We start from the raw sequence: 13,598 nt of genomic DNA, 5'->3' as shown, positions 1-13,598 counted from the left end.
GCGGCTTGAAGGCCGACCGCCAGACGCCTGCAACGCATCTGACACCGGTGTGCAACACCCGACGCCGCTGACCCGCAAGACAAAACCTCCAACGCAGAAATGCCCCGTTCATGGTCTGAGCCTGAACGTGGCGTGCATGGAGGTGATTATTGTGGGTATGGGAGAGACAACCGGATGCTACGAATTCTACGTCTGCCGTCCTGGCACGACAACCCGTGCACAGGTCGCACCATGACTTTAGTGACCACTGGTCCTTGATTGCGCGCAGCACAATGCATAGTTGCAGGGCGCGGCATTTACCGATTTTTACTGACGGGCCAGACTGTCCGTTGTTTTGTTCAATGCCAAGGAATTGCCATGTACCGCTCGATTCTGGTCGCCCTCGATGGCAGCTCACAAAGTGCCAAGGTGCTGGAGCTGGCCTGTTCGCTGACGACTGCCGACACTGCAGTGCACCTGGTCTGCGTCGTTGATCCTGCGTATGCGCTGGCGGACCCGGACGACAACTTCGATCAGGAACAGTACCCGGCCGCCGCCGAGGAACAGCACCATGCGCAGGGGCTGCTGGAGCAGGCGCGGCACGATCTGCTCAGCCGCGACATCACCTGCACCAGCAACACCCTGACCGGAGAGCCGGCCCAGGCGGTCTGCGCCGAGGCCGCGCGGCTCAAGAGCGAGCTGATCGTGATCGGCCACCGTCATCTGTCGCGCCTGGAGCGGCTGTTTTCGCCGTCGGTGGGCAATCAGATCCTGAATGCCGCGCCGTGCCCGGTGCTGGTCGAGGTTCGTTAAACCTTTTTAACGAACTCGGACTTGAGCTTCATCGCGCCAATGCCATCGATCTTGCAATCGATGTCGTGGTCGCCGTCGACCAGGCGGATGTTCTTGACCTTGGTGCCGACCTTGACCACCAGGGAGGAGCCCTTGACCTTGAGGTCCTTGATCACGGTCACGGTGTCGCCGTCCTGCAGCACGTTGCCGGTGGCGTCCTTGATGACTTTCGCCTCTTCGGACTCACCGGTCTCGCCCGCAGCCGACCATTCGTGGGCGCACTCCGGGCAGATCAGCAAGGCGCCGTCTTCGTAGGTGTACTCGGAGTTGCATTTCGGGCAGGACGGTAAGATCACTGTGGTTCTCGCATCAGAGGGTGGTAAAAACCACGCATTATAAAGGGGTTTTAGCCGGATCGGGAAATGCCCTGCTCGACAGCCCCATCGCCTTGAGGTAAAAAAGCGCTTGCGCTTGATCTCTCTGGGCCACGTGCAGTCCCCTCGCCCATCGAAGCCTTTATCCCCTCACCCCTGCGTTTCGCGCAGGCGGTAGCTATTCCAGCTGGCAGTTCCCTCCTCTTCTCTTTCTCTGCAAGGCACTTCTATGGGCATTGTGCATAACCCGGCGCTGGGCTATCGCCCGGAAATCGATGGCCTGCGCGCCGTTGCGGTCATTCCTGTCATTGCCTACCACGCAGGGCTTGCAGCCTTGCCCGGCGGCTTTGTGGGTGTGGATATCTTTTTCGTGATTTCCGGCTACCTGATCACCTCGATCCTGCTCAGTGAAATGCAGGCCGGGCGTTTCTCGCTGGTCAATTTCTATGAGCGCCGGGCGCGGCGCATCCTGCCGGCGCTGTTTGTGGTGATGCTGATCAGCCTGCCGCTGGCGTGGCTGTTGCTCGACCCGCCGGACTTCAAGGCGTTCGCCAAGAGTCTGGTGGCGGTGCCGACGTTTTCCTCGAACCTGTTGTTCTGGCTGGAAAGCGGCTATTTCGACGCCAGTGCCGAACTCAAACCGTTGCTGCACACCTGGACGCTGGCCGTAGAAGAGCAGTACTACCTGTTCTTCCCGTTGCTGTTGATGCTCGGCTGGCGGCTGGGGCGAACGTGGCTGGTGACGATGTTGCTGATCCTTGCCGTGGCCAGCCTGGCGGTGTCGCAATGGGGGGCATTGCGGTCGATGAATTCGGCGTTCTATTTGCTGCATGCGCGGGCCTGGGAATTGTTGATCGGCTCGTTCATCGCGTTTTATTTCTCGTGGCGACCGCGTGCCGAGCACAGCGCCAGCGCCGTGCAGCAAGGCGCCTCGTTAGCGGGGCTGGCGCTGATCGGCTTTGCCATGGCGAATTTCGACAGCAGCACGACCTTTCCGGGCATCAATGCCTTGGTGCCAACGCTGGGGACCGCGCTGATTATCCTGTTTGCCAACCAACACACGGTGGTGGGTCGCCTGCTCGGCCATCGGTTGCCGGTGTTGATCGGCATGCTCAGCTACAGCGCTTATCTGTGGCATCAGCCGGTATTTGCCTTTGCCCGTCACGCCAGCCTGCTGGAGCCCGGATTGCCCGTGATGCTGGCGCTGTCGGCGTTGTCGCTGGTGCTGGCGTGGTTGAGCTGGCGCTTTGTCGAACAGCCCTTTCGCAACAAGCGGCAAATCAGTCGCCGCCAGGTGTTCGGTCTGGCCGGCAGCGCATCGGTGCTGTTTGCGGCCTTGGGCCTGGCGGGTTATCTGAACAACGGTTTTGCCCAGCGCTTCAATGTCGATCCGGCGCTGCTGGAGGCTTTTGCCGATCCCACGCTGCGCGACGGCTGCGACCGTGGCTATGACGGCAAGGGCTGGAACATCGACTTCTGCCTGTTCGGAGCAGGCGACAGCACCCGGCCTGTCGATATTGCGCTGTTTGGCGACAGCCACTCCGAAGCCTTGCTGGCGACCTTCGACGCCGCCGCCCGTGAACGTGGCGAAAACCTGGTGCACCTCGGCCTGGGCGGTTGCCCGCCGTTGCTGGGCGTGGACGTTGCGCAGGGCAACTACGCACCCGGTGCCTACGAGACCCTGACGCGCCGGCAGTTTGCGTATGTGAAGGAACATGGCATCAAGAAGGTGGTGCTGGTGTCGCGCTGGACGCTGTACACCGACGGCGATTACCGGCAACGGAAAATGACCGGCTACTTTCTGGTCTCGCCGACCCGCCAGGCGCGCACCCGCGAATCTTCGCGTCAGGTATTCGAGCAGGCACTGGAGCGCACCGTGCAAGCCTATCGACGAATCGGCACCGAGGTGATCGTCGTGGCACAAGTGCCGCAACAACGGGTCGACCCGAAAAGCCTGTACTACCGCCTGGCCCGCGACACCGCGGACAGCGAGGCGACCAAGCGCCTGATCGTCAGCCGATTATCCGTGCCCATTGCAATGCATGCCGAGCTGCAGCGATTTACCCGCGAGCTGTTTGAACGCGACGCTCGCCAGCAGCGTATCCGGCTGGTCAATCTCGACGACGTATTTTGCCAGGCAGAGGAATGCCTGATCGGCGACTCGAACGCCTGGTACAAGGACTTCAACCACCTCAATGCGCATGGCGCCGGTTTGCTGGCCAGACATATCAGCCAGGTTCTTGCGCAATAAGCACGCGGGCTGCAAGCTGGCGCCTTGCCCCAACGCTGTCTGCACAGGAGCTGCGTGATGCCTCTGGAGCACTTCGCACCGTTTCAGGACCTGGCCAACCGGCTGTTGCCGCATACCCTGGCGACCCAGGGCGATGGCGCGCATGATTTTTCACACCTGCTGCGGGTCTGGAAGAATGTTTGCGCCATCCGCAATCACGAGGGCGGCGAAGCGCGGATTCTGGTCGCTGCCACCTTGTTGCACGATTGTGTGGCGGTCGAGAAGAACTCGCCGTTCCGCGCCAGCGCTTCACGCCTGGCCGCCGCCCGGGCCCGCGAGCTGTTGAGCGACATGGGCTGGGACGAGCAGTGCATCGAAGCGGTGGCCCATGCCATCGAGGCGCACAGCTTTTCGGCAGCCATCGCGCCGCGCAGCCTGGAAGCGCAGATATTGCAGGATGCCGATCGCCTGGACGCATTGGGCATGGTCGGCGTGGCGCGGCTGTTTCATGTCGCAGGCCGCATGGGCAGCGGCCTGTATGACCCGCTTGATCCTCGCGCTAGCGCACGGCCGCTGGACGACAAGCGCTTTGCCATCGATCACTTCAAAAGCAAAATCCTCAATCTGGCGCAGGGTTTTCAGACCGCGACGGGCGCGCGGCTGGCCCAGAGGCGGCATGCGCGGGTCGAGCGTTTCCTGCACGAACTGCTGGAGGAAATCGATCCATAGCCGTTCGTCGCTTGCTGCAATTTTTTGACGTCAAACAATGACTTAGCCTTGAGCATGTCACAAAGCTATCACACAACTGCCTTATAACCGGATACCTCTACATCTGCGTTCATATGGGTTGTGTGCTGTGAAAAATTTTCTGGCTCGTGCATCACGTCGCTCATCACACACGGCGTTCCTGCGCCGCTTCAAAATCACCCCTCGGCTGGTGCTGTGCTTCGGCCTTTCGTCGGCACTGATGGTCGCCCTTGGCGCGTTTTGCCTGTTGCAGATGCAGCAGATCCGCAACCAGGGCGAAGCGGTGCAAAGCGGCGCGCTGCCCAGCATTGCCATGGCCGATGCGCTGGCCATTGCGCTGGTCAAGCTGCGCAGCGAGTCGAACCGGCTGATCGCCAATGCCGACGATCCGGGTGCGGTGATCAACGGCAAGATCAACGTCGAGCAGCTCAGGAACGAGGTGGAAAAAGACTTTGAGGATTACCTGGCGCACGCCACCGCCGTGGCCGAGCGCGACTCTATCAAAGCCTTGCAGGAAGCCTACAAGGCGTTCATGCCCGCCTTGCAGGACCAGATGAGCCTGATCGAGCAACGCAATCTGGATCAGGCACGCATGCTGTCCAACACCACCCTGTCGATTCAGGGCGACATGATGGACATGCAGGTGCAACTGCTGCGCGAACTCAACCGCCAGAGCGCGGCCTCGGCGGTGCAGATTGCCGGCGAAAGCTATGAACAGACGCGGATTATTGCCCTCAGCGCAATTGCCGGCGTACTGGTGATGACCCTGCTGCTGGCCTGGCGCCTGAGCGTGAGCATCATCCACCCGGTGCGCCATGCCCTGCACATTGCCAACACCATTGCCGAAGGCGACCTGAGCGAGCATGAAATCCCGCCGGGCAAGGACGAAACCGCGCAACTGCTGCGCACGCTGGAGCGCATGCGCGGCAACCTGCATGGCACCATCGATCAGATCTATGCCGCGGCTTCGCAGTTGTCGCAGGCGGTTCAGGAAATGGGCAGCATCGCCGAGTCCAGCGCCAGCAACCTGAAATTGCAGAACAGCGAAATCGAACAGGCCGCCGTGGCGATCAATCAGATGAGCCAGGCGGCGGTGCAAGTGGCCGACAATGCCAGCAATACCGTGTCTGAATCCAGGGCCTCCAGCCAGGCCGCCGTGCAGGGCCAGCAGCGCCTGTCCGCGACCATCGGCTCGATCAAGGACCTGACCGACAATGTGCTGGACTCTTCGCATCAGGCCGAGGGCCTGGCCGAGCAGACCCAGAGCATCAGCAGCATTCTCGATGTGATTCGCTCGATCGCCAACCAGACCAACCTGCTGGCCCTTAATGCCGCCATCGAGGCGGCGCGCGCCGGTGAAGCGGGTCGCGGCTTTGCCGTGGTCGCTGATGAGGTGCGCTCGCTTGCACAGCGCACCAGCGCCTCGACCACCGAAATCGAGGGGCTGATCAGTGGCGTGCAGAAAAGCACCCAGCAAACCGCCGAATCCTTGCGCCACACTGCCAGCCAGGCCAACCAGACCCTGGAGCAGGCCGCGGCCACCGGCGAGGCGCTGACGGTGATCATCAGTTCGACCACCACCATCAACGATCGCAACCTGCAGATCGCCAGCGCCGCCGAGCAACAGGCTCAGGTCGCCAACGAAGTGGACCGCAACCTGAGCAGCATCCGCGACCTGTCGACCCAGACGGCGTCAGGTGCCCAGCAAACCACGGTGGCCAGCAATGCGCTGTCGATGCTGGCCACCGACCTGAACCTGATGGTGCAGCGGTTCGTCTTGTAAACCGGCGTTACAGAGGACGCAGGCGGTATTGCGGCGGCAACTGGTCCAGGCCACTGATCGTGGTGTTCAGGCTTTTCCAGCGGCCGTCCTTGATGCCGTAGATGCAGCCGTGCACCGACAGGCTCTGGCCACGGTGCCAGGCGTTCTGGACGATGGTGGTGTGGCTGACGTTGGCCACCTGCTGGATGACGTTGAGTTCGCACATGCGGTCGACACGCTCTTCTTCGGTCGGCAGCTTGCTCAGGTCGTCGCGGTGTTCGTAATACAGGTCGCGGATCGAGCGCAGCCAGCCGTCGATCAGGCCGTACTGACGGTCCTGCATCGAGGCGCGCACGCCGCCACAGCCGTAGTGGCCGGTCACCAGAATGTGTTTGACCTTCAGGACATCGACCGCGTACTGGATGACCGACAGGCAGTTGAGGTCGGTGTGCAGCACGACGTTGGCCACGTTGCGGTGCACGAACAGATCGCCCGGCAGCATGCCGACGATTTCGTTGGCCGGCACGCGTGCGTCAGAACAGCCGATCCACAAGTATTCAGGGGTTTGCTGGCGCGCAAGTTTGGCGAAGAAGTCGGGGTCTTCTTCTTTGATCGCTTCAGCCCAACGTGCGTTGTTGTCGATCAGTTCTTGTAATGCGTTCATGCGGTGCTACCTCAGGGACGATGCTCTGCTATGACGGGCACAAGGGAGTCGGGGTCACGCGATTGATGGCGTGGCGCCAGAGCCATAAAAAGGGAATCTTCGCGGGCAGGCCCGGTCCACCCAACACACCCCGAGATAAAAAGGATTGTGTCATGAGCGAAGAACGTCGCCCTTTCAATGCCGAACAGCCCGAGCCGATCGATGACAACGAAGACCGCATGGGCTCGGTGCGCGAGCTGGATTTCGACGATGACGACACGGCGCGCATCGGTGATGAAATTCCCGAGCGGGAACTTGAGCAAGAAATTCCGGACCGGCGGGTACGCGAAGCCGGCATGACCAGCGCCTCGACCCCTGACCATCACGGCACTGACGATGACTTGCAGCCCGATACGCTGATTCATGAAGACGGTGCGCGCTCACCTTCCGAGCCTGGCGACAACCGTCCGGCCGATCAGGAGTTGAGTGAGGTGGATCAAGCCGACATCGGCGCCGGCCACGGCCTGGATGAAGCCGAGCTGGCGCAGATCGACCCACTGGACGGCAAGCGCGACTAACTAGTCATTCAAGCGGTTAGTCCAGCAGCGTGCAGGCCATGACCACGGCATCTTCGCGCCCGTCGGCCGCCGGATAGTAGTCGCGACGGCGACCGATTTCGTTGAAACCGTACTGTTCGTACAGGCGGTAAGCGGGACGGTTGCTGTCGCGCAGCTCCAGAAAGCATTCACGGGCGTTGAGCTGGTAGGCGCGCTTCATCAGGTGGTCGAGCAATTGATAGCCCAGGCCACGGCCCTGGTTCTCGGGCTTGACGGTGATATTGAGCAGGTGCGCTTCGTCGATGATCACCTGGATCACGCCATGCCCCACTTGCTGGGCACCGTCGAACATCAGCCAGACTTCGTAGGACTTGAGTGCGTCGGTGAAAATGCCGCGCGTCCAGGGATGGCTGAACGCCGCGTACTCGATTTTCAGCACGGCATCGAGGTCGGCTTCGGTCATGCGGCGAAAGGTGGTGCTGTCACTCATCAGGTTTTTTCCAGCGCGCCATCAAGCGGCGCATGGCTTGCCAGACGTGGGCCTTGCGCTGCGGCTCGTCCATCAATGATTCAAGGCCCGGCAGCGCCCAGACTGTTCCCAGGCCCTGGACCTGAAGTTCTTGGTAAAACGCCTCGCTGTCGGCTTGTCCGGCAAAACGCACCGCAGGCAGGCCGACCAGCCACAGGCAGGTGCTTGGATGTTCTTCAAGGCGGGCGGCGACAAAACCCTGGACGAAATCCTGCGCCGCTTCCGGGCCCTGGTCCATGCGGCTGCGCACCAGCAGCGGCCAGCGCACCGGCTCGCCGATGATTTGCGGGCTGTCGGGCAAACCGGCGGCGCGCAGCATGTCCTTGAGCAGCAGATAGGTCGGGTCGCGGCTTTGAAACGGCTGGCCGGTGGATAACTCGACCAGCAGCAGGCAACTGCCGGCACGCAGCAATTGCAGGGCAAAACGCGGCGGCGGCACCACCGGTACTTTGGCGGTCGATTCGGCTTCGGGTTCTTTGCTGACCGCTTTGCGTGGGGCGGCTGGCGCCGGACGCGGTACTTCGATTTTGGGTCGCTCGGGCGGCTGACGCACCTGGGTTGCCGCCCTGGCCGCTTCAACGGGCGCTGCCGGGCGTTCTTGTACGGGCGCAGCGGCCGGCACGATGATTTCGGCCTCCTCCAGCACCGGCACAAGCGCCAGCAGTTCCGGCCGTGAAGGGGCGGCAAAAGGCAGTTCGGTACGCGGCAGCCAGCTTTCCACCTGCATGGCGGTCAGATAAGCACGGCGACGGGACTCGGTCAGCAAAAGATCAGCCACTTGTGGATAAGTCAGGCGCGCAATTCTAGGGGCTGTGCAGGTTTACTGCCAGTGCGGGTGCCTTTAAAAACGCAGGCGATGACAACGCAGGCAGTTTTTAGAGGTGCCCTGTGCTGTTCGGCACGCCGTTCATCCCTGGTAACCGGTGAAGTGAAACGATACAGGGACGATGCAGTACAATCGCGACCTTTCATTTGCCACGGTCGACCTTGTCATGATCGAACCCAAGCGAGTCCTGCGCGCCCTGGCTGAACACTGGGCATTGCTGGAGCCTCTGTGCGAGCACTTCGACCAGGGCACTCTGAGCCTGAGCGAACTGCGCCAGCAACTGGGCGCCCGGCAGCTGGACAGTACCGCGCAGGACATCACTCAACTGCTGGATGTGTGGATCCGCCTGGACATTCTGGTCCCGGTGGCCAAGAGCCCGAACCGTTTCGAGCTCAATGCGCAGATTCACGACTTTCTGTCTTATCTGCGTCACGAGCATCGCCTTGGCCTGTGCCTGGAGATCGAGGCGTATTTGCGTCATCTGGAGCGCCTGGCCGGGTATATCCAGGATGCCTTCGACATTCGCGATGCCAATGACCTGGCCCGCCAGTTGCGCCTGCTCGACATGCGTGTGCGCGATGTGCTGAAAAAACTCGCCAACGATGAGCAGGCACTGGTCGCCGTCGCCGAACGAGCCAAGACCAGTGACCGGCAGATTCCGCTGCGTCAGCGCTATGCCGAAGTGCTGGCAACCTGGGACGAATATGTCGAGCCGATGATCCAGCTGGTCAACGCCGACGGTGCTTTCGAACAGGGTGTGCGCAAGGTCGAAAAGGTGCTGCTGCACTTGCTGACCGAACAACAGCGCCTCGGCCATCTGGTCGACGACGACATGCTGCTGCGCACCCACGCGCGCATTCTGGAGATGCAGACCAACGCGCAGTTGACCCTGCGCCATGCCCGCGAACTGTTACTGCCGCTGCGTGAAGAGGCGCGCCGGCACAACGCCGTGACCCGTGGCGCCGCCCTGGCGCTGTCGGCAATCCGCCGCAAGGGCCTGGACGCGCTGCCGCAGGCGGCCATGTCGCTGTTCACCCGGCCGCAAAGTACCTTTCTCGGCAGTGCCAGCCAGGTCGAGGCGTATGTCTATGCCCTGGCGCATTTCGAACCAAAGCCAACGAAGTTTCCCAAGGCCAGTGCCACACGCACCGGCGAACAACCGCGGGCGCCGCGCACGGTCAAGGAAATGCTTGAGCGTTGCGAAGATGCCCTGCCCTTGCCGGACCTGATGACCTGGCTACTGGAGCAGGAACCCGAAGGCGCGACCGATGAGCTGCTGTACTGGTTCTCGCGCCTGTCGCGCGACAAGCGCTTCGCCCGTCAACGTCTGCAGCGTCGTGACTATATGACCCAGGAGCACCGGGTCAGCCTGCGCTCCTTCGCCCTGCTCAGTGCTGGCAACGAGCAGCAAGAGAATTCCGAGAGCGTCAACCATGCAACTTGATCTGTCCGAAATGTCCCAACTGGCTCCGATCTTTCGCGAGCTGTTCAAGGGTTACCACATCAGCCGACGCGATCCGGAGCTGTACGCGCAGCTGTCCAATTCGCAGGACCAGTACCGCACGCTGTTCAAGGCGCTGGGCTTCGAGCTGGTCTGCGACACGCGCGGTTTTTATTACTTTGTCCCGGAACTGGCCGCCGCCCAGGTCAACAAGACCGCACAGCGTCTGGCGCTGTTCACCTTTATCTTGGTCGAGCATCTGGCCGATCAGGGCCGCGACCCGGTCAACGTGCTCGACGGCGGCAGTCTGGGGCGTGACGAGTTGCCTTCGCTGCTCGACAAGTACCGCGACCTGTTCGTGCAGGCCGAGGTGCAGACCCAGGAAGAACTGGAAGAGAAGATTATGCGGCGCATGACGCAGCTGGGTTTCGCCAGTGAAGAAGTGGGCATCTATCGCTTTCTGCCGCCGATGCACCGTTTCCTCGATGTGTGCCTGTCGGTGCAGCAGGACCGCGATCTGGCGGCCAGCCTGCACAGCGATTTGCCGCTGCCAACGCCGGTGCTGATCGATGACGGGCTGGAAGACGGTGGTCTGGAGGAGGAGTCCGAAGAGGACGCCCTCGCCCGTGCCATGGCCGAAGAACAACAGGAGATCAATGCATGAGCCAGGAACGCTATGGCATTCGCCGCTTTGCCTTGCTCAATACGGCCGGTTACAGCCTGGGATTGTTCCCGCTGGAGTATCCGTTGTCGGTGTACGGCGCGAACAACCTGGGCAAGAGTGCGTCGATCAACGCCCTGCAATTTCCCATTCTGGCGCGTATGTCGGACATGAGTTTCGGCAAGTACAGTTTGGAGCAATCGCGGCGTTTCTACTTTGCCTCCGACACCAGCTACATCCTGGTCGAGGTCAATCTGGCCCACGGCCCGCATGTGATTGGCGTGGTTGGCCGTGGACCGGGCGGCGGTTTTGGCCACCAGTTTTTCGCTTATGCCGGCGAGCTGGATCTGAGCCACTACCAGAAGAACGATACGTGCCTGCGTCAGAAAGAGCTGTTCAATAACCTGACCAGTCACGGCCTGAAAGCCTACGAGCTCAAGCCCGATGAATTGCGCCGCCTGCTGGTCGGCGGTCATACCTCGATACCGCTGGACCTGACGCTGATTCCACTGCGTTCGACCAGCGAGCAGAGCCTGAAGACCTTTCGCGCGCTGTTCATCAACCTGCTGCACATGCGCGAGATCACCGCAGCGAAGCTCAAGCAGCTGTTTCTCGATGCCTTCGAGCACAGCCTGCGGTCGGGCAGCGTCGACTACATTGCCGCCTGCGAAGAGGCGTTCCGCGATGTGCGGCGCATGGAACAGGACTACAACTCACTGGTGCAGGCCGGCGCGTTGGTCGAGGCTCTGGCGTCCGGCGTTCGTCAGCGCGAAGTGCTGCGCGGCAAGCTGCACCGCATTTCGCCCTTGCTCGACTCGCTGCTGGGCACCTGGTCGGACTACTCCGGCGCGCGCAAGGAAGAGCTGGTCATTCAGGCCGAGCACTACCGTGCGCAGCAGGATGTGATGCAGAACGACCAGCGCAACAGCACGCAGGAACTCATGCGCCTGGAGCGTGAAATCAGCAGCCTGCAGCGCTGGCTGGGCGAACTGTCGGTGCTCAGGAACCGCTTCGCGCTGGTCGACAACGCCAAGGTGCTCGAGCAGCAATTGCTCACCGCCAAGGATGCGCACGATGAACTGGCCGGTGCCCTGGCCCAGTCGCGGCAATTCAGTGCCGAGGATCTGGATGAGCGGCTGCGCGATCTGGAAAGACGCCTGAAGTCGGTGAAGCAGCAGCTCGATCATGCTGATAACAACAGTTATGCGCGGTTATGCGAGGAGTTTTCCCAGGGTGATGTAGAGCGCTTGATGCGCCTGTTCAACGGCGCGCTGTTCAGCCTGCCGCTGGGCGAACAGGGCATCGCGCTGGACGACGGCGAGGCGTGGGTCAAATCACTGCAAGCGCTGCTGGATCAGTTCAAGGGTGATCAATTCCAGGTGCCGGGGTTGTCGATCAATCTGTCTAGTATCGAACCGCCGACCTTGCAGGCACTGGCTGACCGCGCGATGCTGCGTGATCAGAAAGACCGTCTGGAGAAAGAGCTCAAGCAACTCAAGACCCAGCAGGCTGTAGCCTCCGACCGTACGGCGAGCAAGAGCCAGACCGAGGCGCTGTATAAAGAGGTGCTGGATGCGCAGAAGGCGCTGGAAGATTTCCGCCGTAGCCAGACGCTGAGCGCTGAAGAGCCGGGCAAGCTTGAGGAGTTGGCGCAACTGGAAGCCGCGCAGGATGAGCTCAAGCGCTCCAGCGATGCCTTTACCGAGCGCGTTCAACAGTTGTCGGCCAAGTTGCAGCTGGTGGCGCGGCAGATCGGTGACCTGGAGGCCAAGCAACGTACTCTGGATGACGCCTTGCGTCGTCGGCAACTGTTGCCCGCCGACTTGCCGCGTGGCGCACCGTTCATGGAGGAAGTCGATGATTCTGTGGATAACTTGCTGCCGTTGCTTAACGACTATCAGGACAGCTGGCAGGCCTTGCAGCGCTGTGATGGACAGATCGATGCGCTGTATGCGCAGGTACGCCTCAAGGGCGTGGCCAAGTTCGACAGTGAAGAAGATGTCGAACGCCGCCTGCAGCTGCTGATCAATGCGTATGCGCATCGCACCGATGAAGCGCTGACGTTAGGCAAGGCCCGCCGTGCGGCTGTAACGGATATTGCACGTACGTTGCGCAATATCCGCAGCGACTATGAAAGCCTGGAACACCAGTTGGCGCTGTTCAACCGCGAGATCAACAAGCGGCAGGTGTCGAACCTGGCGAGCTTCCGCATTGTGCTGGCGCCGAATAAAGAGGCGCTCAAGCATATCGATCAGATTATCCACAGCGCCGGCCAGTATGAAGAAGGCGAGACGCTGTCGGTGTTCGATCTGAGCCAGAGCGCCGAGCAGGATCACAAGAACGAAGAGGCCAAGGAGTATCTGGCACGGCTGGTGGCCGCCAATCACAACCAGTTGGGCTTGAAGGACTTGTTTGAACTGGCGTTCGAGATCACCAAGGTCAACGGTCAGCCGGTTATCCATACCGACATTGATGGTGCGGCGTCCAACGGTACGACGATGACGATCAAGGCGCTGACTAACATGTATTTGTTGCTGCACTTGATGGATCGTGACCTGGCCGGGCGCGTGCGCTTGCCTTACTACCTGGACGAAGCGGCAGACATCGACGAGAAGAACCAGTCGGCGCTGCTGGAAACCAGCCAGCAACTGGGTTTTGTACCGATTCTGGCGAGTGTGAAGCCACAGGTGTCGGCGCATGTAGCCATCGACCTGGAGGCGGGCAGCGGGCCTAACGGTATTTACATCGATGAGGCGGACTGGAAGTACATCCATCGCCGTGAAGACGAAGCCAGGAAGGAGGAAGTGGCTTAGTTTCTATAGAAATTATGGAGACCGCCTTATGGGGCGGTCTTTTTTTGTCCTGAAAAACGTTTTTATATGCCTGCCGGCTTTTCTTTCGCGCAAAGCAAAACCCCCGATCGCAGTGCGATCAGGGGTTCTGGGTTTGAATCTTGACGATGACCTACTCTCACATGGAGAAGCTCCACACTACCATCGGCGATGCATCGTTTCACTGCTGAGTTCGGGATGGGATCAGGTGGTTCCAATGCTCTAT

General features: G+C 61.1%; 12 protein-coding genes, 1 rRNA gene and 1 pseudogene. 9 read left to right on the top strand and 5 right to left on the bottom strand.

Features of this window, described 5'->3' with window-relative positions; translation table 11 throughout:
- The first annotated feature begins 357 nt into the window (after positions 1-357).
- Positions 358-792 carry a universal stress protein gene (locus ACYAS9_RS18865; RefSeq protein WP_463569772.1) on the top strand — a complete coding sequence of 145 codons (435 nt, stop codon included), beginning with the start codon at positions 358-360 and terminating at the stop codon, positions 790-792.
- On the opposite strand, the gene ACYAS9_RS18860 is transcribed toward ACYAS9_RS18865, so the two are convergent.
- Positions 789-1,127 (bottom strand): zinc ribbon domain-containing protein YjdM, encoded by a 339-nt coding sequence (locus ACYAS9_RS18860; protein WP_463569771.1) that lies wholly within the window; start codon positions 1,125-1,127, stop codon positions 789-791. The genes ACYAS9_RS18865 and ACYAS9_RS18860 overlap by 4 nt on opposite strands.
- A 247-nt stretch (positions 1,128-1,374) precedes the next feature.
- On the opposite strand from ACYAS9_RS18860, the gene ACYAS9_RS18855 reads away from it, so the two are divergent.
- The 4 genes and pseudogenes from ACYAS9_RS18855 to ACYAS9_RS18840 all read left to right on the top strand — a co-directional run bounded on the left by ACYAS9_RS18855 (position 1,375) and on the right by ACYAS9_RS18840 (position 5,905).
- Positions 1,375-3,396, top strand: coding sequence for an acyltransferase family protein (locus ACYAS9_RS18855; RefSeq protein ID WP_463569770.1), 2,022 nt, complete (start codon positions 1,375-1,377; stop codon positions 3,394-3,396).
- 57 nt (positions 3,397-3,453) lie between these two features.
- Positions 3,454-4,104 (top strand): HD domain-containing protein, encoded by a 651-nt coding sequence (locus ACYAS9_RS18850; protein ID WP_463569769.1) that lies wholly within the window; start codon positions 3,454-3,456, stop codon positions 4,102-4,104.
- Between the two features lie 127 nt (positions 4,105-4,231).
- Positions 4,232-5,047 (top strand): annotated as a pseudogene (locus ACYAS9_RS18845) (MCP four helix bundle domain-containing protein); the annotation flags it as partial.
- Positions 5,042-5,905 (top strand): methyl-accepting chemotaxis protein, encoded by an 864-nt coding sequence (locus tag ACYAS9_RS18840; protein WP_463570211.1) that lies wholly within the window; start codon positions 5,042-5,044, stop codon positions 5,903-5,905. The pseudogene ACYAS9_RS18845 and the gene ACYAS9_RS18840, both read left to right, overlap by 6 nt.
- 7 nt (positions 5,906-5,912) lie before the next feature.
- Here the strand turns inward: ACYAS9_RS18840 and can are convergent, their stop codons facing one another.
- Positions 5,913-6,548, bottom strand: coding sequence for a carbonate dehydratase (gene can / locus ACYAS9_RS18835; protein ID WP_459749883.1), 636 nt, complete (start codon positions 6,546-6,548; stop codon positions 5,913-5,915).
- 152 nt (positions 6,549-6,700) lie between these two features.
- Here can and ACYAS9_RS18830 point away from each other — a divergent pair, with 152 nt between their 5' ends.
- Positions 6,701-7,105: a serine kinase/phosphatase gene (locus ACYAS9_RS18830; RefSeq protein ID WP_463569768.1), complete on the top strand. Its 405-nt coding sequence runs from the start codon at positions 6,701-6,703 to the stop codon at positions 7,103-7,105.
- Positions 7,106-7,121: 16 nt separating this feature from the next.
- On the opposite strand, the gene rimI is transcribed toward ACYAS9_RS18830, so the two are convergent.
- Together rimI and ACYAS9_RS18820 are read right to left on the bottom strand one after the other, a co-directional pair.
- Positions 7,122-7,574, bottom strand: a complete 453-nt coding sequence (gene rimI, locus ACYAS9_RS18825) for a ribosomal protein S18-alanine N-acetyltransferase (RefSeq protein WP_459749885.1) — start codon at positions 7,572-7,574, stop codon at positions 7,122-7,124.
- Positions 7,567-8,379: an energy transducer TonB gene (locus tag ACYAS9_RS18820; RefSeq protein WP_463570210.1), complete on the bottom strand. Its 813-nt coding sequence runs from the start codon at positions 8,377-8,379 to the stop codon at positions 7,567-7,569. Before ACYAS9_RS18820 ends, rimI begins: the two co-directional genes overlap by 8 nt.
- A gap of 226 nt (positions 8,380-8,605) precedes the next feature.
- Here ACYAS9_RS18820 and mksB point away from each other — a divergent pair, with 226 nt between their 5' ends.
- From mksB to mksF, 3 genes are read left to right on the top strand one after another with little or no spacing between them, the layout of a single operon-like run.
- Complete coding sequence (gene mksB, locus ACYAS9_RS18815) at positions 8,606-9,883, top strand: Mks condensin complex protein MksB (protein WP_463570209.1); 1,278 nt, start codon at positions 8,606-8,608, stop codon at positions 9,881-9,883.
- Positions 9,873-10,544 (top strand): Mks condensin complex protein MksE, encoded by a 672-nt coding sequence (mksE, locus tag ACYAS9_RS18810; protein WP_463569767.1) that lies wholly within the window; start codon positions 9,873-9,875, stop codon positions 10,542-10,544. Before mksB ends, mksE begins: the two co-directional genes overlap by 11 nt.
- A complete protein-coding gene (gene mksF, locus ACYAS9_RS18805; RefSeq protein ID WP_463569766.1) occupies positions 10,541-13,354 on the top strand; it encodes an Mks condensin complex protein MksF in 2,814 nt (937 codons plus the stop codon). Before mksE ends, mksF begins: the two co-directional genes overlap by 4 nt.
- Positions 13,355-13,492: 138 nt before the next feature.
- Here the strand turns inward: mksF and rrf are convergent.
- A 5S ribosomal RNA gene (gene rrf / locus ACYAS9_RS18800) occupies positions 13,493-13,598 on the bottom strand; the annotation flags it as partial.

Source organism: Pseudomonas sp. HP_08 (assembly GCF_055284095.1).
This window is presented reverse-complemented; position numbering and strand designations above follow the sequence as displayed.

Excerpts from the sequence above, each read along its gene's own strand:
- ACYAS9_RS18840 (WP_463570211.1), top strand. The coding sequence starts at position 5,042 with ATGCGCGGCAACCTGCATGGCACCATCGATCAGATCTATGCCGCGGCT.
- ACYAS9_RS18865 (WP_463569772.1), top strand. The coding sequence starts at position 358 with ATGTACCGCTCGATTCTGGTCGCCCTCGATGGCAGCTCACAAAGTGCC.
- mksF (WP_463569766.1), top strand. The coding sequence starts at position 10,541 with ATGAGCCAGGAACGCTATGGCATTCGCCGCTTTGCCTTGCTCAATACG.
- ACYAS9_RS18855 (WP_463569770.1), top strand. The coding sequence starts at position 1,375 with ATGGGCATTGTGCATAACCCGGCGCTGGGCTATCGCCCGGAAATCGAT.
- ACYAS9_RS18830 (WP_463569768.1), top strand. The coding sequence starts at position 6,701 with ATGAGCGAAGAACGTCGCCCTTTCAATGCCGAACAGCCCGAGCCGATC.
- ACYAS9_RS18850 (WP_463569769.1), top strand. The coding sequence starts at position 3,454 with ATGCCTCTGGAGCACTTCGCACCGTTTCAGGACCTGGCCAACCGGCTG.
- mksE (WP_463569767.1), top strand. The coding sequence starts at position 9,873 with ATGCAACTTGATCTGTCCGAAATGTCCCAACTGGCTCCGATCTTTCGC.
- mksB (WP_463570209.1), top strand. The coding sequence starts at position 8,606 with ATGATCGAACCCAAGCGAGTCCTGCGCGCCCTGGCTGAACACTGGGCA.
- rimI (WP_459749885.1), bottom strand. The coding sequence starts at position 7,574 with ATGAGTGACAGCACCACCTTTCGCCGCATGACCGAAGCCGACCTCGAT.
- can (WP_459749883.1), bottom strand. The coding sequence starts at position 6,548 with ATGAACGCATTACAAGAACTGATCGACAACAACGCACGTTGGGCTGAA.